The organism is Actinomyces viscosus (assembly GCF_900637975.1).
GTDB lineage: Bacteria > Actinomycetota > Actinomycetes > Actinomycetales > Actinomycetaceae > Actinomyces > Actinomyces viscosus.
In genome coordinates, this window is record NZ_LR134477.1 from 1,746,559 (window position 1) to 1,767,488 (window position 20,930).

Annotated in this window: 18 protein-coding genes; 3 read left to right on the forward strand and 15 right to left on the reverse strand. The window is 66.3% G+C overall.

From position 1 onward, the window contains the following. Window positions 1-18: 18 nt before the first annotated feature. From EL340_RS07430 to EL340_RS07470, 10 genes are all read right to left on the reverse strand, one after another. Complete coding sequence (locus tag EL340_RS07430) at window positions 19-1,275, reverse strand: lipopolysaccharide biosynthesis protein (RefSeq protein ID WP_126414080.1); 1,257 nt, start codon at window positions 1,273-1,275, stop codon at window positions 19-21. An 11-nt stretch (window positions 1,276-1,286) separates the two neighbouring features. Further along, window positions 1,287-2,216: a LicD family protein gene (locus tag EL340_RS07435; RefSeq protein WP_126415372.1), complete on the reverse strand. Its 930-nt coding sequence runs from the start codon at window positions 2,214-2,216 to the stop codon at window positions 1,287-1,289. A 99-nt stretch (window positions 2,217-2,315) separates the two neighbouring features. Next, a complete protein-coding gene (locus EL340_RS07440) occupies window positions 2,316-3,995 on the reverse strand; it encodes a DUF2142 domain-containing protein (protein ID WP_232023298.1) in 1,680 nt (559 codons plus the stop codon). An 876-nt stretch (window positions 3,996-4,871) separates the two neighbouring features. Continuing rightward, on the reverse strand, window positions 4,872-5,492 hold the full coding sequence (locus tag EL340_RS07445) for a UDP-galactopyranose mutase (RefSeq protein ID WP_309340428.1): 621 nt from the start codon (window positions 5,490-5,492) through the stop codon (window positions 4,872-4,874). Next, window positions 5,396-5,776, reverse strand: a complete 381-nt coding sequence (locus EL340_RS15805) for an NAD(P)-binding protein (protein WP_309340425.1) — start codon at window positions 5,774-5,776, stop codon at window positions 5,396-5,398. Before EL340_RS15805 ends, EL340_RS07445 begins: the two co-directional genes overlap by 97 nt. A 10-nt stretch (window positions 5,777-5,786) precedes the next feature. Then, window positions 5,787-6,176 (reverse strand): DUF2304 domain-containing protein, encoded by a 390-nt coding sequence (locus EL340_RS07450; RefSeq protein WP_126414082.1) that lies wholly within the window; start codon window positions 6,174-6,176, stop codon window positions 5,787-5,789. Then, the gene (locus tag EL340_RS07455; RefSeq protein WP_126414083.1) at window positions 6,173-6,928 is read right to left on the reverse strand and encodes a glycosyltransferase family 2 protein; all 756 of its coding nucleotides are present in this window, start codon (window positions 6,926-6,928) and stop codon (window positions 6,173-6,175) included. The genes EL340_RS07450 and EL340_RS07455 overlap by 4 nt, the downstream gene beginning before the upstream one ends. Window positions 6,929-7,018: 90 nt before the next feature. Then, window positions 7,019-7,954 carry an SDR family oxidoreductase gene (locus tag EL340_RS07460; RefSeq protein ID WP_126414084.1) on the reverse strand — a complete coding sequence of 312 codons (936 nt, stop codon included), beginning with the start codon at window positions 7,952-7,954 and terminating at the stop codon, window positions 7,019-7,021. An 87-nt stretch (window positions 7,955-8,041) separates the two neighbouring features. Beyond that, window positions 8,042-9,502, reverse strand: a complete 1,461-nt coding sequence (locus EL340_RS07465) for a glycosyltransferase family protein (protein ID WP_232022922.1) — start codon at window positions 9,500-9,502, stop codon at window positions 8,042-8,044. A gap of 78 nt (window positions 9,503-9,580) precedes the next feature. After that, on the reverse strand, window positions 9,581-10,702 hold the full coding sequence (locus EL340_RS07470; protein ID WP_126414085.1) for a glycosyltransferase family 4 protein: 1,122 nt from the start codon (window positions 10,700-10,702) through the stop codon (window positions 9,581-9,583). Between the two features lie 197 nt (window positions 10,703-10,899). Between EL340_RS07470 and EL340_RS07475 the strand changes: the two genes are divergently transcribed. The 3 genes from EL340_RS07475 (at window position 10,900) to EL340_RS07485 (ending at window position 14,331) form a co-directional block, all read left to right on the forward strand. Further along, entirely contained in the window at window positions 10,900-12,006 is a 1,107-nt protein-coding gene (locus EL340_RS07475) for a glycosyltransferase family 4 protein (RefSeq protein WP_126415374.1), read from the forward strand. After that, window positions 12,003-13,082, forward strand: a complete 1,080-nt coding sequence (locus EL340_RS07480) for a glycosyltransferase family 2 protein (protein ID WP_126414086.1) — start codon at window positions 12,003-12,005, stop codon at window positions 13,080-13,082. The genes EL340_RS07475 and EL340_RS07480 overlap by 4 nt, the downstream gene beginning before the upstream one ends. Before the next feature lie 139 nt (window positions 13,083-13,221). Beyond that, window positions 13,222-14,331 (forward strand): glycosyltransferase family 2 protein, encoded by a 1,110-nt coding sequence (locus EL340_RS07485; RefSeq protein ID WP_126414087.1) that lies wholly within the window; start codon window positions 13,222-13,224, stop codon window positions 14,329-14,331. 32 nt (window positions 14,332-14,363) lie between these two features. Here the strand turns inward: EL340_RS07485 and EL340_RS07490 are convergent, their stop codons facing one another. The 5 genes from EL340_RS07490 to EL340_RS07510 all read right to left on the reverse strand — a co-directional run bounded on the left by EL340_RS07490 (window position 14,364) and on the right by EL340_RS07510 (window position 20,853). Continuing rightward, the gene (locus tag EL340_RS07490) at window positions 14,364-15,665 is read right to left on the reverse strand and encodes an ABC transporter ATP-binding protein (RefSeq protein ID WP_126414088.1); all 1,302 of its coding nucleotides are present in this window, start codon (window positions 15,663-15,665) and stop codon (window positions 14,364-14,366) included. Window positions 15,666-15,673: 8 nt separating this feature from the next. After that, window positions 15,674-16,540, reverse strand: coding sequence for an ABC transporter permease (locus EL340_RS07495; protein ID WP_126414089.1), 867 nt, complete (start codon window positions 16,538-16,540; stop codon window positions 15,674-15,676). A gap of 4 nt (window positions 16,541-16,544) precedes the next feature. Next, window positions 16,545-17,663 carry an NAD-dependent epimerase/dehydratase family protein gene (locus EL340_RS07500; RefSeq protein WP_126414090.1) on the reverse strand — a complete coding sequence of 373 codons (1,119 nt, stop codon included), beginning with the start codon at window positions 17,661-17,663 and terminating at the stop codon, window positions 16,545-16,547. 170 nt (window positions 17,664-17,833) lie between these two features. Continuing rightward, the gene (locus tag EL340_RS07505) at window positions 17,834-18,946 is read right to left on the reverse strand and encodes an acyltransferase family protein (RefSeq protein WP_126414091.1); all 1,113 of its coding nucleotides are present in this window, start codon (window positions 18,944-18,946) and stop codon (window positions 17,834-17,836) included. Beyond that, window positions 18,943-20,853 (reverse strand): rhamnan synthesis F family protein, encoded by a 1,911-nt coding sequence (locus EL340_RS07510; RefSeq protein WP_126414092.1) that lies wholly within the window; start codon window positions 20,851-20,853, stop codon window positions 18,943-18,945. Before EL340_RS07510 ends, EL340_RS07505 begins: the two co-directional genes overlap by 4 nt. Between the last annotated feature and the right edge of the window lie 77 nt (window positions 20,854-20,930).

The window sequence follows — 20,930 nt, forward strand, 5'->3', positions numbered from 1 at the left end:
CCTCACTCACCCTCTCGGTCAGGAGTGTCCTTCACCGCTACGGGCCGCAACGGCTCGCTGCTGGAACAGGGCGAAGAGAAGAACCAGGACGGTCATCCCGCAGGCGTAGGCGATGGACACGCCCAGGAGGGCGTATGAGGGAACCAGGAAGGCGCACAGCATGGTCATCGCGGCAGCGGTGACGAGGTAGCCGGCGAACACGAGCTTCTGGAGCCGCATCGTGGTCAGCGCGTAGTAGAGGACGACGCTGGCGGCATTCATGGCCCCACCGAGCACCAGCACCATGAGCTCGGCGCGGAACATCGAGACGTCCTTACCGAAGACAAGCCCGAGGATGGGGGCACCTGCCAGGAAGGTGACCGTGCCGACCATGACGAAGGCCCCTGCAGTCACCAGCAGGCCGCGTCGGATGAGCCGGTTGAAGCCGGGCAGATTGGCGCCTACCCACAGGCTCGCCATGGAGGTGAGCAGGGGCCGGAAGACCATGAGGGAGAGCAGGTTAATGACCATGGCCGGCATGAACAGGATCTGGAAGTAGCCCTGTTGGGTGGAGTCGAGGTAGCGGTCGATCGCGAAGGTGGGGACGTTGGCGAGGTACATGGAGATGAAGGAGGCCAGACACAGGGGCAGGCAGATGACCAGCAGCTCCTTGATGAGCCGCATCTCCCACACCGGCCGTTGCGGGAAGAGGCCGCGGGCCCGAGGCACGTAGAGAACCACGGTGACGAGAAGGGAGATGACCAGCGTGACCACCGTCGAGACCAGCAGGTTGCCGGTGGCCACGAGCATCCCGCAGAAGGCCAGGGTGGTCACCAGGGAGCGCCAGAACCAGGACTGCCCCCCGATGTCGAGGCGGCCGACCCGTTGGAACTCGCAGACGTAGACGTCCTCGAAGGCGTCGAAGAGACGCAAAGAGGCGATGAGAACGATGAGCAGCATGTGGTGAGGGCTCTTGCCGAAGACGAGTGCGTAGCCGACGATGCCCAGGACCATGAGACCCACCGTGACGATCCTGGTGGCCAGGTAGGTGCCGAAGCCGAAGCGGTGCTGCAGGTCGGTGACCTGGTAGGGCCTGATCTCGTACATCCCCAGAGGCTGGAACTGCTGACCGACCTTATAAGCCAGTCCGAAGACCCCGGCCGCCGCAAGACCGGCCGTGCGGGTGACGACCACCAGAAGCACCACCGTCGCCAACGACATCATGACGGAGGCGGCGGTATTCCAGAAGTAGTCGCGACTGATCTGCGAGGCCTTGTTCTCCTCCGTTCGAGGCATGTGCTGGGGCCTCAGTCCGTCTTGGTTTCGGCAGAACCGGTGGCCGATTCCGCACCCGGCTCAGCTGCGTTCTCAAGAGCCGTCTCAGCGTCGTCGGAATAGGGCCCGAAGTCGATCTCGCAGGGTTTGTGGTTGCGGCGCTGCTCCAGGGGCGGCAGCTCCATGTAGTCACCGTAGGAGCGGCGCATCATGGCGTCGTAGTTGCGGGCGACCTTGACGGTGATGTTCTCGAAGGGGAGCTCGAGGGGCGGGTAGAGATCGTCCACGGTGACGGCCCAGTTCTCCGGGTCCCGCATGGAGAAGTCGGCCATCCGCCTGGTGGTGGCGTGCTCGTAGGTGCGGGCGGCCTTCTCCCATCGCCCCTGGAGGGAGCGCGGAGTGGCCCGCATGAGGCGCAGACCCACGTGGATCGCGGAGGTGATCGTGTGGATGGCCATGCGCTTGGCCCCGGTGATGCCGATGAGGTAGGGGGTGGGGGTGCCTCGGAGGTAGAGGAGACGGCCCCACAGCCAGGTCCTACGGCTCATCCTGCGGAAGGCGCGGGCGTCGTCGGGCACGTTGTCGACGGGCAGGATGTCCAGAGAGATCGGCATGCGGTAGGCCGAGTCCTTGCCGAACTCGGGGACCAGGAGGGTGCCCTCCAGACCGAGCTTGGTGAACATGAAGGGGTACTCGGGGCGGGTGCGGGTGTTGTCGATCTGGTAGCCGAGCGGCAGGACCGAGGGTGCTTCGGCGAGGAAACGCTCGTAGTCGGCTCGCGTCATGAGCACGTCGACGTCGTCGTCCCAGGGGATGAAGCCCTGGTGACGGATGGCACCGATCATGGTGCCGCCGTAGACGGAGTAGGGGATGTCGAGGCGGCGGCATGCCTCGTCGAAGTCCTTGAGCATCTTCAGGAGCAGGGCGTGGATGCGCTTAAGCAGCTCCGGGTCGTCCAACATCGCTTCGGACACGGTCTGACACTCCTATCGTTTCTCAACCACGGTGGCGTCGGCCTCCCGACGGACCCGCAGGCGATTGTGCCACACGGGTGAGCCGGCTCAAGCCGTCCGCAGCCCGGTCTCGGATTCGAGCATGGACGCATTGAGCGAACCTTTGCGCTCTCCCCTATTGTCGATCTCAACGCCGACGTTCGGGGTGTCCCCATCGGCTGCGGGACCATCCTGACCCGGATCTTCGCCTGGGACCATGCGCACGAGGAGGACCACCATGCCGATGACGAAGAGCACCATGGCCACGCCGGCTCCCCACAGCGGTACCGGCGGGAGCCAGGATTCCTTGGTGATGTAGCGCCAGGAGCCGTAGATACCGTTGATGTAGCGATGCATCGTGATGATGAGGCCGGCGACGTGTGTGACGACGAACAGCAGCGCCCAGGACAGGAGCAGGCGGCGGCCGATCGGGATTCGACGGTGAGCCAGGCGGGCCTGCAGTACGAAGGCTACAAGGACGGGCAGACCGATGAGGACGGGGAAGATGTACCTCCCCTGCCACATCCAACCGATGACTCGGGCCTCCCGCCCGTGCAGCACCGCCGGGATCAGCACGCAGAAGACAAGACCGGTCCCCAGAGCCACGGTCCGTTCGCGCCAGGAACCCACAGTCCACAGCAACAGCATCGAGGCGACAAAGGCCACGGAGAACATGATGACCCACCACATGGGTGCGACCGTGTCCATCCATCCGAAAGTTCCGACGATCTGCTGGATGTAGGTATCCGTGGAGTAGAGCGTCCCTTTGAAGACGTGACGGAAAACGAGCTCCGGAGCGGCGTCAGGGCCGCCTCCCCCCTCCAGCCCGTTGGTGATCAGCACCCAGGCGGAGGCTCCCACCGTCCCCAGGAAGGCGACCAGGATGGGCAGCCACGAACGGCGGTCCTTGATGACCCGCCAGGTGAATCGCCACGGTTGGAGCGCCACGCAACTGATGACGATGAGCGCGAGGAAGAAGGGGGACAGCCCGCGGGAGTTGGCGAACATGACGGTGATGAAGGCCAGGAGCCACATCCGCCGTCCGAGCAGCTCGGGGACCGGCTTCCGAATGACGAGGAGCAGTTGGCACCACAGGGCGAAGGCCGCGCTGATTTCCAAGGCCTGAGGGTTGATGACGCTGCACAGGAACACGGCCGACGGCGTGACAACGGCTGTCGCAGCCACCATTGACAGAGCCGGCATGTCCGCCTGCCGGAGCGCACGGAACCCCGCAGCGAAGAACAGCGCCGAGATCGTAGCACTGATGAGACGCATGAGGTAGATGTTGACGAGATTATCCGGCAGCAGGGACGGCCATCCGATAATGCCGTAGTAAAGCGGGTTGTACAGCGCCGCCGGAGACACCACGTGACGGATTCCTCCAGGAGTCTCTTGGGTGAAAACCTTGGACACATCGCAGATCGACTGCGGCGCATCCGGATGGAAGGCATTGCACACGAAATCCTGCGCGTCACGATACATCTCAGGAATAGCGACTTCCCGCGTCCCGAGGATCTCATGGTTGACGACCTGGCCGCGAACGGTGGCGACCGCCTTCCACATGTGAGCCGGCTCGTCGGCGGCAGCCATCGCCGGCACATAGAACGCCCAAGCCGACATCAGGACGAACAGGGATCCGAAGGCCAGCCAGAACACCTGACCAGGGGCGAGCCGCTCAGCCGTGGCCAGCCAACGCGTCAGACGACCATGCGGCACCCTCCCCTCGGTGGCGGAGCGGAGGTCGGCCATCTCGACCACGGATCCAGAGGAGACGCACTCCTGCTCGACCGAGGAATTTACCTTCAACTCGGTTTCGACGCCGCTGCCGCCGTCGGACTGGGAGGCCTCCTCATCAAACGTCTTGGAGTCGACGGTATTGCCTGCGGCATGACTCGTGTCGATCGCGGCACTAGTCTCAGGGGCCGCCGCGGCGTCAAGGTGCTTCATGCACGCCACCTTACGATGCGGTAGGCCAGATTCCGCATTCCTGTTCGGTTATTCACACGCACCGCGTGGCAAAGGGGAACTCGCGCGCAGCCGCGAGGAGAAATGGGCCCTAGAGACCCGAGCAGCCTCGCGCCGGCCGCGCACCCGCATCTCGGATGCCGTCCGGAGGAAGAGGCGACGCTCCTCGTTGAAGCACATCCCTCCAGCCCGCGCAAGGAGGAGTCAGGGCCCGAGCGGCGTCGATAGGCGACCGGGGGACCGCAGGTCGGGAAATAGACCACGAGTTCAACACTATGAGGCCTGTTCGCGGGGTCGGCCGTAGGTGATCCTGCCCGTGGTGGGTGCAGGGGGCGCCGCGTTCGCGGGGGTGGCGGAGGTGCCGGGTCCATGCCCTGAAGGCTCGAACCGGGGCCTCGCTCCCGAGCGCAACACTCACGACGGGACTCGGCGGCCTCGAACCACACGGAGGACCCACGTCATGCCGCTGTCGTGTCCACAGAAATGACATCAGGACCTCAACACCTGGATTCGAGTTGACGGATCGGCGTAATTCCAACGATTTACCAGTGCCGCACCCGCCATGACCGCTTCAATGTCATTTCTGTGGACACCAGGGCCCGCACACGCATCGCAACTCAAGAAAGGTGGCGGAGACTGCTATGAATAATCCTCCGTATTTTAGTCACAAGACTGAAGAAAAGGCACAGGACAATTATCTACCATGGACAGGGCGGATCCGATCGTCATGTGCATGCCCAGGTACTTGTAGGCCCCCAAGCGCCCGCCGAGGAAGACGCCTTCCTCCCTGGCGACGAGATCGCGGTAGGCCAGGAGCATCTCACGGTCCTGTGGGGCGTCAACCGGGTAGTAGGGCTCATCGCCCTCGCCGGCGAGGCGCGAGTACTCCTTCATGATGACGGTTCGATCCCAGGGGTAGTCGCACTCAGGGTGGAAGCACCGGGGCTCGATGATGCGCGTGTAGGCGACATCGGCATCCGGGCGGTTCATGACGCCCGTCCCCGGAGAGTCGCCGGTCTGGGTACTCGACCCCCAGGTCGATCGTGCGCCAGGACAGCGCCCCCGCGAATAGTCAAGGTAGCGATCGACCGGCCCGGTGCAGACGACGGGCACCCGCCCTCTGAGGGCGTCTCGGTGGCAGGCCTGGGAGGCGTCGAAGGAGTCGGTGCTGAGGCGCACCTCGATCATGGGGCTGCCAGCCAGTTCTCCGGCCTGCCGCGCGATGAGAGCACGGGCCTCGTCCGGGGAGCAGGCCGCGGAGAAGAACTGGTTGATCGGCATCGGGTACACGACACCGCCATGGCTCGTGTAGACATGGTGGACATAGGGGTGAAGGAGGTGAAGCGGTTGACATAGCTCCACACCCGTTCACTTGAGGTGCGGAAGAGATGGTTCCCGTACTTATGGATCTCGATACAGGTGCGGAGACCCGCCTCGGAGTACGTTTCCCCGATACGGGCACGGCGTTCCAGAATCAGGACGGACAGGCCCAGATCGTTGGCACAGCGCTCCGCAACGGTCAGGCCGAGCAGGCCTGAACCGACGACAACGATGTCGTAACTCATATGCGGTTCTCTATCGGGATGGGTCGGTTGGAGAGTTCTCGCGGCGGGTCCTGGGCTCGGACTTCAGCGAGTCGATCTCCGCTCGCAGGAAGGCGATCTCCTCAGCAAGCCGGCGCCGTTCCTCGTCGGACTGCGACAGGTCAACACTGAACCGGAGCGACAGCAGGAGCATGACGACCCCGGCGAGGAAGAAGGCAAGATTCAGCGGCACCTTGACTCCCACCAGGTGGGCCGCCCCTTCAAGGACGCTGGGGAAGATCGAGACGACCGCCACCGCGATCGCGATGACCAGCCACCAGGTGGCGTAACGCTCCTTCATCCCCTGGTTGCGCATCCTGAGGAAGATGCCGAGAAGGACGATAAAGGCGAAAATGACTCCCAACCAGTAAGTGCTCGTCATCCCTGGACCTCCCTGACCTCCGTGACCTTGAACCGCGAGCTCGGTCGGGTCAGTGCCACCCCCAGAGCGAGGAAGGCTCGAATGAGGAACCTCGCGGCCTTGAGCGGGCTGTGGGACGGGGTCCCCCCTGCTCTTGGGCGCATGGCAACGGCGGCCTGCCGGATGCGCAGCCCGGAGCGCTTGGCAATGACCAGCGCCTCGATGGTGTCGCCCAGGTACTCGGCCGGATAGTCATGGGCGAAGAGACGGATGGTGCGACTGTTGGCGAGCTTGAAGCCGGAGGTGGTGTCCGTCAGCCGCGTGCCACAGACTCGTGAGAGGATGACGGCCAGGAGTTTCATCGCCCACTGGCGGGGACCTCGCACCTTGTAATCGCCCTTGCCCGCAAAGCGGGCACCGATGACCAGGTCGGCATCCTCCGCCTCGGCTGCGGCGAAGAGGGTCTCGATCTCGGCGGGATCGTGCTGTCCGTCGGCGTCGAGCTGGATGGCTCGACGATAGCCGTGGCGCTCGGCGTAGAGGTAGCCGGCGCGCATTGCCCCCCCGACTCCGAGGTTCAGCGGCAGGTCAAGGACAGCCGCGCCATGGTCACGCGCGATCTGGGCGGTGGCGTCGGCGGACCCGTCGGAGACGACGAGGACATCGACCTTGTCCCCCGCCACGCGCCGGACCTCCTCGATGACGGAACCGATGACGGCGGCCTCGTTCCAGGCCGGCATGATCGCCAGGGAATCATGCTGAACAGTGGCCATGAAGCTTCCAACACTCCTCACACTTACGGGGCTGAGGCAACTATACGCGGCCGAACCACACCCCATTCACATCCGTGCCCGATCAGTTGTCTACCTCAGAAGCTTGCTGAGGTAGTTCTCGAGGCGCTCCATGGAATCGGCGGGAGTAAAACCCGTCCCCTCAATCTTGGCGAGATCCAGAGCGGAGCTCAGGGGGCGCGGCGCGATCCCCTCCTGCCCGGCGTAGTACTCCTCGGTGGTGACAGGGGTGACCTCGTCAGGGCTGTGCCCGGCGAGCTCATAGACGCGCTTGGCGACGTCGGCCCAGGAGACGATCGGTCCCTCACCGGAGAGGTTGTAGGTGCCGTACTCGGACCCCGAGACGAGGAGGTGAATAATGCCCGCGGCCAGGTCGGAGGCGAAGGTGAGGCGCCCGGTCTGGTCAGCGACGACGCTCGGGGTGATGCCGCGCTCGGCCAGCGAGAGCATCGTCTTGACGAAGTTCTTGCCGTCCCCCACCACCCAGGAGGTGCGCACCAGGTAGTGGTGGGGGCAGACGCCGACGGCGGCGTCACCGGCGGCCTTGGACTGACCGTAGACGCCCAGCGGAGAGGGGGTTTCCTCCTCCGTATGGACAGCAGCGGCACCATCAAAGGTGTACTCGGTGGAGATGTGCACCAGTGTCAGGCCGTGCCGAGTGGCGGCCCGGGCCAGGTTGGCCGGCCCCACCGTGTTGGCGCGCCAGGACAGGCGACGTCCCTCCGCCGTCTCCGCACCGTCCACGTTGGTCCAGGCGGCGGCGTTGATGATGATGTCGTAACGCGACCAGTCCCAGGTGGACATAGCAGCCGTGTCCGAGATGTCCACCTCCGGCAGGTCGACACCGGTGGGCACGAACCCAGCCTGCGGCAGCAGAGCCATGAGAGCACGCCCCAGCTGTCCGTTGGCGCCGGTAACGAGAACGCGGCGACTCGGCGGCTGCCCGTCTGCATTCCCATTCCCCGGCAGGGGCGTCTCCTCGATCCCCAGAGGCTTGGTCTCGTTCACTGCCGATTCTTCCTTTCCGCAGGGCGCCATCTCGCCGATGTCTCACCATGGTCCGTCGGTGAAGCCTACACGAGCACGCCGATCGCCTCAGTTGATGTAGGTGAAGTGGACGGCGTAGTAGAGGGCGCCGACGGCGAAGACCCCGAGGAGTCCTTGGGCCACCCTGCCGGTGACGCGACCGCACAGGGGCACCACCAGCACCGGGATGAGCACCATGACGTACCGGTTGAGAACCCCCGTACTGGCGCCGAAGACAATGGCGAAGAGCAGGATCGTCATCGGGCCGACCGCCGTGCAGGACAGCAGGGCGGAGCGAGCGAAGGCCCGTTCAATGACGTCGGCCCTGACGTCGAACATCGCGGTGGCCACGGTGCCGGCTACGAGGAGGGCGACGAGCACATTGGGGAAGATGGACCAGGGCGAGGTCACCCCCGACCATCCGGTGCCGGCGAAGACCAGCTGGTAGGCGTCATCCATGGAGGAGAAGACCGTCAACCCGTCGAGGTTCGCCGGCGGGTCCAGCGGAGGCCGGTCGACGACCGCGGCAACCGCGTGAGAGCGGATCACCATCCAGATCATGGACCCGGCCAGCGGCAGGACCACGAGCGCGATCCCCTCCCACAGGCGCGGCAGGCGCAGACGGCCATCGCCGCCGGCGTCATCGCTATCGCCGTGATGCGTGAGGTGACGCCGCACGAGGACGGTGACCACGTACCAGCCCAGGAACACCAGCGCCGCGACCACGCAGAACACGTTCTGGAACTTCACGAAGGAGAAGACGATCGATATCCCGATGAAGGGCCAGATCCCCCACTCCCCCCGCACGTAGAGCACCATGGAGGCGATGATGAGGGTCCCCGCCAGCAGGTTGAGGGCATCGGGGGTGACATAGGCGTTCGTCAGGCGGAAGCCGGGCATCGAGGCCACAGCGATCGGCAGCGCCACCGTCACGCCCCATCGGGCTCCGAGCCGGCGCAGCATCCAGGCCAGGGACACCATGCCGAGCCAGAGCCACACGGCGCCGGTGAGACGGGCCGCCGTGATGAGCTCCATGTGGAGGAGGCGCTGCAGGGGCCAGGACATCCAGCCGGTGAGGAAGAAGTAGGCCGGTGAGTGGATGTCGGCCGAGGTGTACCCGTAGATGAAGGTGTCGGAGTCCGGCACGTAGGGGGCGCAGGCTCCCTGGTGAATGACCGTGCTGGGATCGCCGAACCCCACCCCCCTGCAAGCTGCCAGGACCCGGGCGTACTGGTCCGTCTTGTCCCCGGTGAGGACCACGTCCCAGCGCTGGGCCTTGTTGACGGCGTCGATGTACTGGAACTCGTCGACGATCGACAGCGGCAGGTGCCGCACCATGAACCGGTAGGTGAGAACCCCCGAGATGAGCGCGAACAGTCCGCTCAGGGCAGCCCATCGCAGCCGGGGGGACAGCGAGACCAGTGCCGGAAGCGAGAGGCGAGGACGACTCCCCTCCGTCCCTATCTCCTCCCGGCGTTCCTCTTCCGGGTTCTTCTCACGGGATGGATCAAGGTCACGTGACGAATCCATATGATGCTTCCCCGTTCCCGTTCGGTGGCGGCGACACCGCCGAGTGTAACCGACCGGCCGGGCAAGGAACGTGAGACTCTACCGTGCCATGGCGGCGCGGTAGGCCTCGATGTGCGCCTGAGCAGAGGCCCTCCAGGTGAACTCTCCGGCCCGCTCGGCGGCAGCGGCCCCCAGTTCCCGGCGTCGCTCGGGTTCGGCGTCGAGGAGCAGCAGGGCGCGGGCGATGGCCTGGGCGTCTGACCCGCAGTAGGCGACGGCGTCTCCTCCGACCTCCGGCAGGCTCAGCTCACGGGTGGTCAGCACGGCCGCCCCGCAAGCCATGGCCTCCAGGACCGGCAGGCCGAAGCCCTCACCGATGGAGGGGTAGGCCAGGATCTCGCAGCCCGAGAGGAACCCGGGCAGGTCCGCCAGCGGCAGGTAGCCGGGCCGCAGGACGGTCAGGTGCCGGGGCACTTCGGCCAAGGCGGGCTCGATGTCCGCGTCCCAGCCGGGTCCACCGGCCAGCACCAGGGCCGGGGCGTCGTCGGAGTCACGGAAGACGCTCACCCAGGCACGCACCAGGTTGGGCACGTTCTTCCGGGGCTCCAGGGTCCCCAGGAAGCCGATGTAACGCCTGCCCTCCAGACCGAGTGACGCGGACACGCGGGCCCGCTCGGCGTCGTCGACCGGGTGGAACACGGTGGCGTCCACGCCGTGGTAGGCGACGTGGAAGCGCTCGGGGTCACCGCCGACGTACTTGACGGTCTCGTCACGGGTGGCCAGGGAGGGCACGATGAGCGCGTCGGCCCCGCGCACGGCCCGGCGAATGGCGCGGGTGAAGAACCTCTGCTTGAAGGGCGAGTGCGCCTGCGGGTGGGAGAAGAACGTGGCGTCGTGGAGGGTGACCGCCACGGGCACCTGGTACAGGACCGGGAAGGTGTAATGGGGCGAGTGCAGGACGTCGGGACGGATCCGGTGGATGAGAGCGGGTAGTCCCGTCTGCTCCCAGGCCATCCGGGCGCCACGCGACTCCATGGACTCCGAGACCGGGAAGAGGTGGGCCCGGGGCACCTTGGCGGAGAAGTGCGCCACGTCCCGCTGCTGGACGGCCATGGCCAGGTTGACGCCGGAGGCGATGAGCTCGGGGACCAGGTCGTCGACATAGCGCCCCACGCCTCCGAGATCAGCCGGGATCGCCGTCGCATCGAGAAGAACCTTCATGGGGGCAGGCTACCGCGCCGCGCGCGGTCACCCCGTACTCTGAGGCCATGAGCGCAGACCACTCCCGCCCGGCGCCCTCCCCGGCCCTCCACCCCTCCCCTGCCTCCCGCCTCAGCCCCGGTCCGGATTCGAGCCCCGCGGACCCCCGCACCGATCATCCCCGCCATCCCGGCCGCCCCCGCGGCCCGCGGGTCGGCATGGTGGTCGAGCAGCTGTGGCAGCCCGTCCCGGGGGGCTCGGGCACCTATATCGTCGAGCTGACCAGGGCACTGCGCGCCCGGCAGGTCCCGGTGGCCGGCATCGCGGCTCGTCACCAGGCGGCCCCTTCCCCCCGGGAGGTGGGCCTGCCGCCCATGCCGATGCGCCACTCCCACCTGCCGCGCACCGCCCTGTACGAGTCCTGGAACCGCCTGGGACTGCCACGGGCCGAGTCCATCCTGCCCGGAGCCCAGCTCATCCACGCCACCACCTGGGCCCTGCCCACCACCGCGCTGCCACTGGCCGTCACCGTGCACGACCTGGCCTTCCTGCGCGCCCCCGAGCACTTCACGCCCCGGGGCAACACCTACTTCAACCGCTCGCTGGAACGCGTCATCACCGAGGCGAGCGCCATCATCGTCCCCTCCCAGGCTACAGCCGACGACTGCATCGCGGCCGGGATCGACGCCGCCCGTCTCTACATCATCCCGCACGGTGTGCGCACCCGCACCGTCACCGTCAGCCAGGTCGAGACCTTCCGCGCCACGCGTGGTCTGGGGCGCGACTACATCCTGTGGACGGGCACGCGCGAGCCCCGCAAGAACCTGCTGGGCCTGCTGCGGGCCTTCGAGCTCCTCATCGAGGAGCACGATGACGCCGGCGACCTCGACCTGGTCCTGGTCGGCCCGGCCGGGTGGGGCGACGACGCCGTCGAGCGCGATCTGCTGACGCGCCTGAGTGATCGGGTCCACGTCACCGGCAGGCTCGACGACGACGAGCTGGCGGCCGCCTACAGCGGCGCGCGGGCCTTCGCCTTCCCCTCCATCTGGGAGGGCTTCGGCCTGCCGGTCCTGGAGGCCATGGCCTACGGGACTCCCGTGGTCACCAGCACCGGAACCTGCATGGCCGAGATCACCGGGGAGGCCGGTCTGCTGGCCGACCCCACCTCGCCGCGCGAGATCGCGAGCCGGCTCGCCCAGGCCATCGGTCCGGCTCACGACGAGCTGGCTCAGGCGGGCCGGGAGCGCGCCCGCACCTTCACCTGGGAGGCCTGCGCCGCCGCGCACACGGAGGTCTACCACGCCCTCATCGGGGGTGCGGTGTGACGCAGCTCGTGCGCCGCCCCTCGGCGCGCGTCGTCATCGTCAACTGGCGCCGGCCCGAGCTGACGATCCGGGCGGCGCGCTCGATCTCCGAGCAGCTGGGGAGCGGTGACGCGCTCGTCGTCGTGGACAACGCCTCTATGGACGGATCGGTCGAGCGCCTGAGCCGGGAGGGCCTGACGGTGGTCGAGTCGAGCGAGAACCTGGGCTTCGGCGCGGGGGTCAACCTCGGGGCCCGGGGCATGGGCGAGGACGTCCTCGTCCTGCTCAACAATGACGCGGTGGCCGAGCCCGGCTTCCTCGAGGCGATCCTGGGGCCGCTGAGCGATCCGCCGACGGCACCGACAGCACTGGACGAGCCCGAGGAGGCGCCCAACCTGCGGACCTCTTCTCGGGCGAGGTCGAGCTCGGCACCGGCCGCGGCGACGGCGCGCATCCTGCTGGCCGGACGTTGGAGGCCGGCCGGTCCGGGTGAGGACGCGCTGGTCTCACCGCGCACCGGCAGGTGGACGCGCGTCAGTGACGAGGAGGCCGCCCGCGGCGAGGGCGAGGTTCTGGTCAACTCCACGGGCAACCTCGTGGACGCCTCCGGCAACGGCTACGACCGCGACTGGCTGGTGCCCGCCGATCAGGAGGACTCCCCCAGCCCGGTCTTCGGCCTGTGCGGGGGCGCCTGCGCGATCCGGCGCGAGGCGTGGCAGGCCCTGGGCGGGTTCCGTGAGGACCTGTTCATGTACTACGAGGACACCGACCTCTCCTGGCGCCTGCACGAGCACGGCTGGCGGGTCGTCTACGTGTGTGATGCGGTGGTGCGCCACGAGCACGCCTCGTCCTCGGGCACCGACTCACCGATGTTCATCCGGGTCAACGCCCGCAACCGCATCCTGGTTTCCGCCGCCCACGGCCCGGCCCGGGTGGTGGTGCAGGCACTGGCCCGCACGCTCGTGCGCGGTGTGCGCGGTCCACGACGCGGCCCGGTGATGACAGGGCTCGCTCAGGCGCTCGCCGGCCTGCCACGCGAGCTGCGTCGTCGCTCGGGCGCCTCATCAAGGCGTCGGGAGTCACTGAGACGCCGCTGATCGCGGCGCTCGACTGCGCCGATCGCGCCCCACCCGCTAGAGTTACGGAACTGAGACGTAGCCGGAAGGCCCCGAGCCGTTCGGCGGCGTCATGAGACACGTCATGTGCCTATGACCGGATCGAGGAGGACCCCCGAAGATGGCTGGACAAGCCGCACGAGCCCCGCGAGTCACGGTGGTGACCCGTACCCGTAACCGCCCCCTGATGCTCAAGCGAGCGGTCCAGTCGGTCGGGGCGCAGTCCTTCCAGGACCTCGAGCTGGTCATCGTCAACGACGCCGGCGAGAGCGAGCCGGTCGACGAGGCGATGGAGAGCGCGCCCGAGTGGCTGCGGGAGCGCACCACGGTCGTCACCAACGAGGCCTCCCACGGTCGTGAGGCCGCCCTGGAGGACGGCCTGGCCGCCTCCGCCTGCGAGTTCTTCGCCATCCACGACGACGACGACTCCTGGGAGCCCGGTTTCCTGGCGGCCTGCGTGGCCCACCTCGATGAGCACCCCGGCCACGGGGCCGTGGCGACGCGCTGCGACCTGGTCGCCGAGACCGTCACCGAGGAGGGACTCACCGAGATCAACCGGGGGGTGCTGGCCCCGGACAGGGAGAGCTGGACCCTCATCGACACGATGGTGGCCAATTATGTGCCGCCGATCTCCCAGCTCATCCGCCGCGAGGTGGCCGACCGCATTGGTCACTGGGACGGCAGCCTGCTGACCCAGGCGGACTGGGACTTCAACCTGCGCCTGCTGGCGACCTCCCCAGTCGGTTTCATCGACGGTGAGCCGCTGGCGCACTGGCACCACCGCGACTCCACCGACGAGTCAGTGGGCAACTCCGTCGTCGTTGATGCTGTCAACCACCGCACCGACAACCTCGCCATCCGGGACCACTACGCCCGTCTGTCCCTGGAGGATGCCGGAGCCGAGGGCTCCTCCTCGCAGGGCGGCCCGGCTGAGCCGGAGAACCTGGGTATCATGCTGGTCTCGGCGGAGTACTTCCACCGGCTCGAGGAGCGCCTGCGCCTGCACGAGGAGAAGCTGGACCACCAGAACGCGTACCTGACCCAGTCCGTCGCGCAGCTCAATGACGCCGTGCGCTCCCTGCGCTTCACCATCGGCGACCTGCACGAGTCGATCCGTCACATCCTGCTCCAGACCCATGAGACCAAGGCGAAGATCGATCACCTCGAGGCCACGGTCAAGCCCTTCTTCCGCACCGTGGCACAGGGGGTCAAGAGGCTACGGCGGGGCTGAGCAGCAGGCCGCCCCGCCGGGCCCTTAATCCTTTAATCCTTCCGAACGACCTCGACCATGGGACGCGGCGGGGTGATCCGCTCGTAGTGAGCCCCCAGGGCCACCAGGCCCCCTGACTCCATACGCGGTCCCGGGGTGATGTCAAAGGCGGTGGCCTTCTGGTAGGCGTCGATGACGCTGGAGAGCTGCCAGGGCTGGATGGACCCGGAGATGAGGTAGGCGCCGGGACGCAGCATCATCGCGGGGATGGTGATGTCCACGGTGCCTTCGCCCGGCTCGATCCTCTCGGGCTGGAAACCGTCGTCGAGGCCGTGCAGGCCCCAGGCGAAGAAGCCCTCACGGGTGTCGATGGAGCAGCCGAAGACGGGCTTCTCGATCGTCTCCTCGCAGCGGTAGTGCAGGCGGATGGTAACCTCGTCCCCGGTGCGCATGGAGCTGACCGACCTGCCCGTACGGTCGAGCAGCTCAATGCGGCTGATCTGGGCCTCGCCGCTGCCGAAGCGGGTGCCGATGCCGTCTTTGACCTTCTTGGCCCCGTGGGTGAGGTCGGAGTACTTGTCGATGACCTCGGGGGCCGGTCCGACCTCCTTGAGGCGGCCGTGGTCGAGCCAGGCGACCTCGTCACAGAAGGTGCGCATCTGCTCCAGCCCGTGGGAGACGACGACGACGGTGCGGCCGTCCTCGCGGAACTCGGCGAACTTGTCCATGCACCGCTCCTGGAACTCCATGTCGCCGACGGCCAGGACCTCGTCGACGAGGAGGATCTCCGGCTCGACGTGGATGGACACGGAGAAGCCCAGGCGCACGTACATGCCCGAGGAGTAGTTCTTCACCGGCTGATCGATGAACTCGCCGACTCCGGAGAAGTCAACGATGTCGTCGAACTTGGCCTCGATCTCCTTGCGGCTCATCCCCAGGATAGCGCCGTTGAGGAAGATGTTCTCCCTCCCGGAGAGCTCGGGGTGGAAGCCGGAGCCGACCTCCAGCATGGCGGCCATGCGCCCGCGGGCGGTGATGGAGCCGGAGTTGGGGGCCAGGATCTTGGCGATGCACTTGAGCAGGGTGGACTTGCCCGAGCCGTTGTGCCCCATGAGTCCGAAGGTCTTGCCCTCGGGGATGTCGAAGGTGATGTCCTTCAGTGCCCAGAAGTCCTCGTAGACGCCGCGGCTGCGCTGCAGGATGGCGCCCTTGAGGGACTGGTTTCGGTGGTGGTAGATGCGGAAGCGCTTGGAGACGTCCTCGATGCGCACGGCGGGTGCGCTTGAGGAGGCCACCGGGGCGGCCTGCGCCGTGGACGTGGGGGATGACGCGGAGGATCCGGTTGATGCAGTCATCTCAAGTTTCAGAGCTCCTCTACGATGCTCGCCGAGTGCCGGCGGAAGAAGGCCAGGCCCAGCGTGAGCATGACGACCGCCCACCCGATGCAGGCCAGCGAGACGGGCAGGGAGGGCAGGGCGAAGTCGTACAGACAGGACCGGAACGCCTCGAGGTAGGTCTCGGCGGGGTTGAGACGGGCGATCGTCGTGATGGGGATGGGCGCCCCGTTGATCTGCCAGCCGGCGTCGAAGAGGCGGTTCTGGACGCCGTCAAGCATGGTCAGCGGGAAGACGACGCCGGAGGCGTACATCCAGATCTGGTTGAAGATCTGCCACAGGTGGCCCAGGTCCCGGAAGTAGACGGTGGCGATGGACAGGATGAGCCCCAGTCCGACGGCGAACATGCCGGCCAGCAGAGTGACGACGAGCAGCGCCGGGATCATGAGAAGGACCCCCGGGCCTCCCATGATCATGGCGATGATGATGAGCACGAGCAGCTCAAAGCCGAAGTCCACGGCCAGGGACAGGACCGCCGAGTAGATGAGGACCTGCCGGGGGAAGTAGACCTTCGTGAGCAGGCCTGAGTTGGCCACGAGGGCGTTCATGGAGGACATGATGCCGCTGGAGAAGAAGGTCCAGCTGAGCACCCCGATACCGATCCACAGCGCGAAGGAGTCAATCCCGGAGTTACGCCCCGGTGGCACGCCGTTGCGGAAGACGACGCCGAAGATGAGGGCGAAGATGGCGATCGTGGCCAGAGGGTTGATGAAGGACCACAGACGTCCCAGCGTCGTGCCCTTGAACTCGGAGGAGACCGAGCGCTGGGTCAGGCGCAGAGTGAGGTCCAGTGTCTGTCGCGCATCCTCTGAGCGGAGCAGCTGAGAGAGTTTCATAGGTTCACACCTCCGTCTCGGCGCCGGAGGACGCGGCAGGGGACGTATCGACTGGCATGTCAGTGGAGGCCTCCGCCTGGGCGTCGATCCAGTCGCACAGCCGGTTGATGCCCTCGGTGACGCCGACCCGGGGCTCCCAGCCCAGCGCCTGGCGGGCACGGGCGGTGTCCGCCCAGGCGGCGCGCACGTCGCCGTCGCGGAACTGGCCGGTCACGTGCGGGGCGGGCGCCCCGTAGTGATCGGCGATGGCCTGAGCGACCTGCATGATGGTGGTGCGCTCCCCCAGACCGATGTCGTAGGGCTCCACAGCGGCCGGCGAGTGCAGGACGCCGGCCACGATGGCGGAGGCGACGTCGTCGATGTAGACGAAGTCCCGGACGATCCCGCCGTCCTCGTAGACCGGGATGGACTGGCCGGCCCTGGCCAGGCGGGCGAAGAGGGAGACGATACCGGTGTAGGGGTTGATCAGGGACTGGCCGGGACCGTAGACGTTCTGGAGCCGGTAGAGCACCGGGGTGACGCCGAAGGAGCCGCACCAGGAGGTCACAAGGTTCTCCTGGCAGAACTTGGTGGCGGCGTAGACGTTGGCCGGGGAGGCCTTGACGGCGGTGGAGGACTGGACTGAGGGGGTCAGTCCCGAGAAGTCCCACTGCCCGGACTCAAGCATCGCGTGGGTGCGCTGACCGGGGTAGGAGGGACGTCCCTCGGCGTCGGTCCACTGCCCCTCGCCGTAGACGGCTCGGGAGGAGGCCAGGACGATCTTCTCCGGGCGCATCTCGTGGCGCACGAGTGCGTCGAGCATCTGGGTGGTGCCGACGACATTGACGCTCGCGTGGCGGGAGGCCTCGGTGAGGGACTGGCCGGTCCCGGTCTCCGCTGCCAGGTGGACGATGACGTCAGGGACGATGTCGGTCAGGAGCGCATCCCAGTCCTTGGCGACGGCGACGTCCAGGCGGCGGAGCTCCACACGCTCGTCGAGCTCAGCGGGGCGCTCCTGGGACGGGTGGATCTGCGGGTGCATGTTGTCCAGGGCCACGACGCGGTCGAAGGCGTCAGCCAGGTCACGCGAGATCGCGCAGCCGATGAATCCGGCACCACCTGTCACGAGGCAGGTACGGGTCACGAGGGTCTCCCTTGGTTAGTCGAGTCGGGTCGACGGGACGTGCTCGCACACGTCACGCAACGACCCCATCACTATTCTCAGCGCTGCCGGAGCCGATGGTGCCGGCAGATGCCGTTGCCTTCGACACGCCGGCGGGTCGCACGCCACTATCGGTGATCAGGAAGGAGATCTCAGCGCTCGGCCTCGGAGACCTCGGGTCGCCAGCTCATGCCCTTGAAGGCCTTGGTGAAGAAGTCGACGACGATATCGGAGACCTTCACCAGCCCAACGGACAGGGCAAGGATGATGACGCACTCGGCGGCCAGCAGCATGTAACGCTGGATCGGGAAGAACCCGTAGACGTCGATTCGCTGAATCACCTGCCAGATCACCACGTGGTGGACGAGGAAGATCGGGTAGGAGTACTTCGCGATGAGGCTGACGAAGGCCCGCACTGGCTGGATCGCCACGTAACGGCCGACGACCACAAGGATGAGGAAGGCCGAGATTCCCACGATCGTGGTGCCCACGTCCTCGGGAATCTGCTCGGGGAGCATGGCGGAGACGGCCAGAACCGCCGCCGCCGGAATGATCGTGGCCCAGTGAACCCTGCGGACGTAGAGGACGAAGTAGCTGCCGAAGGCCAGCTCGGGGAGCCTGGTGGTGAGGACCATGGCCGAGGGGTAGCCCGGGAAGTAGCGCGGCATGATGACCACGGTCGCGACGTAGGCCGCCAGAATCACCACGCCGGTGATGACCGGGAAGCGGTCAATGCCCCACAGCAGCAGAGGGAAGACGACGTAGTACAGGAGAATGAAGCCGAGGAACCACTCGCCCAGCAGGTACATCGTGGTGACGCCAAAGTTGGAGACCAGCCCGTCGATCCCCAGCAGCGTGAAGATGAAGGACCTCGCCGGGGCGGCGTTGGGCGGCCGCCCGTTGTAGATGAGAACGTAATAGAGCGTCCCCAGAACCCAGGCGGTCCAGAACATCGGGTAGATGTTGAGGAAGCGTTTCCAGTAGAAGCGCTTGAGGTTGATCGGCCGCCGGTAGGTGAGGGTCAGAGCCGCACCGGAAATGATGAGGAACAGGGAGACACCTAGGGCACCCACATAGATACCGAAGGGCTGGAAGGTCAGAACGTACCCACCCCCGTGATCACGGAGGTGGAAGTTGAAGTGAGTTAAGACGATGAGCAGCGTTGCCAACGCCCGGATGAGGTCCAGGTAGAAGATCCTGGGTCTCTTCCTCTTCCCGGGCGCGGCCGGCTGTGTGGCGGCCACCGGTGCTGCGGCCTCAGTCATCTCACGATACCTCTAACCTTGCGGTACACGGTTTTCATCGGCCCTTTCAGCGGAGCCGGTACCCACGGACCCACCTTTCCCTTGACACCCTTGGCCTGCTCCTTGACGCTGTCCTTGATCCGTTGACGGGTGGTCCGCTGGTCCCGGATCATTCCCACCATCTCCATCTCCGTGCCCCTGCCCCAGTAGTCGCCGATGGCGGAGGTCAGGTCGCGCACGTAGAAGGACAGGTTCGTCAGCTCGATGCTGGCGAAGGAGTCGGAGAAGAGCCAGCCGCAGTAGTAGCCGGATCCCTGGGCGACATATCCGTGGGCGCGCTCGATGGCGTGCATGATGGTGCCGTCGATGGGGCAGGGCTCGGGCGGGAACTCCTCCCACTGCCAGTCGTGGTCGAACAGCGGCTTGAGGGCCTTGGGACGGAACCAGAACATGGACCCCAGCGGGGCGATGGGCTCCTTACCCGGGTCGAGGGGGACGTCGATCCCCAGCTCGTGCAGGAGTGCCTTGGTGCGGTCGAAGTTGGGCCCCCAGCCGAAGCTGTAGACCGGGAAGTAGTCGGCGTGGTTCGGCGCCGTGGGAGCCAGGAAGCCCAGGCGCGGCTCGGCGTCGAAGGTGGCGATGACGTTCTTGACGAAGTCGCGTGTGGGCAGCAGGTTCTCGAAGCACTTGTAGGCGAAGCCGTCGCCCACCGAGTACGGGTAGAGCTGAGTGACCTTCTTGTCATGGGTGTAGCACACGACGTCGTAGTTCTGGACGACGTCCTTCCATGCCACGAGGAAGGGGGCGACGTCGCGTCCTCGGTTCTCCACGAGACGCACCTCGATGTTGTAGGGCAGCCCCTCGCAGACGGCCTTGACCTGCTCCACCTTCTCCGGGCTGGAGGTGCTCAGGAAGATGTCAATGCCCTCGGGCATATTGCGGATGTACTTGAGCGTGGGCTCGACCAGCTCCATGTAGTACAGATGCGCGATGAGAGCGACCTTCTGCTTCCTGGGCTCGCGGACGACCGTCTGCGTGGGCAGGACGTAGGTGAGCTGGAGGTTCTTCACCACGTCCGCCATGTTCATCGAGCGCAGGGCGTTGTCCCAGATGAGATTCGTGTCGTAGTCCGTGTGATCGCGCAGGTAGGCGTAGAGCTCGGCGCTGGACTCACCCACGGATTGGTTCAGAACGTCGTCGTAGGGACGGAAGAAGGAACGGCGCTTGAAGATGGGGCAGCGCTTGTCCCTGATCATCTCGACCGGGGCGAAGAGAATCGGGCAGAAGGTGAAGCCCTCCAGATCCTCGGTGTTGACGTAGACGTCAGACTTGAAACCGAGACGTTCGAATCGTTGGGTGAAGGGCACCTCATGGAGGCCCACCGACTGCTCGTAGCCGTTGATCTCGGGCATCTCATCCCAGTAGTCCTGGAAGGCCTTGGAGGTGACTAGGGAGCGGCGGTAGGCATGGAAGTGGGACTGGAGGTGGCGAGGCAGGTAGCCCTCAAGGGCGTAGCCGAAGGGGTCGAAGGCGACCTCGTGGAACCAGGTGATGCCCCAGAAGTCGATGTTTCGGCCGGCCATCTCGGTGAACATCTCCTCGAAGGGGTACACCGGTCCCATGATGGTGGCGTTGAACAGGACGATCTCATCGAACTCGGCGAGTCTCTTCCAGCCGTAGGAGCCCAGGGCCGTCTTGTAGGCCCAGACGTCCAGCCCCTTGTTCTCCCGCAGGATGATGTTGTCCGTGAAGACGCTCAGCTTGGCGTAGCTCTTGGCGGTCAGCTCGCCGTTGACGACGATGACCAACTCGGAGAGGTTCTTGACCATGTCGGCGAGCAGGGTCTCCACATAGGAGTCCACGATGCCCTGAGCATCGAAGAAGAAGAAGATCCCGAGTCGCTTCGGGTCCTCGCCAAGCGTTGCCATGATGTCCCTTCTGGGCAGTGGTTCGGGCCGCTTAACGCGGCAGAAGAAAGAACGGAGGAATGATGCAGTCTCTCAGG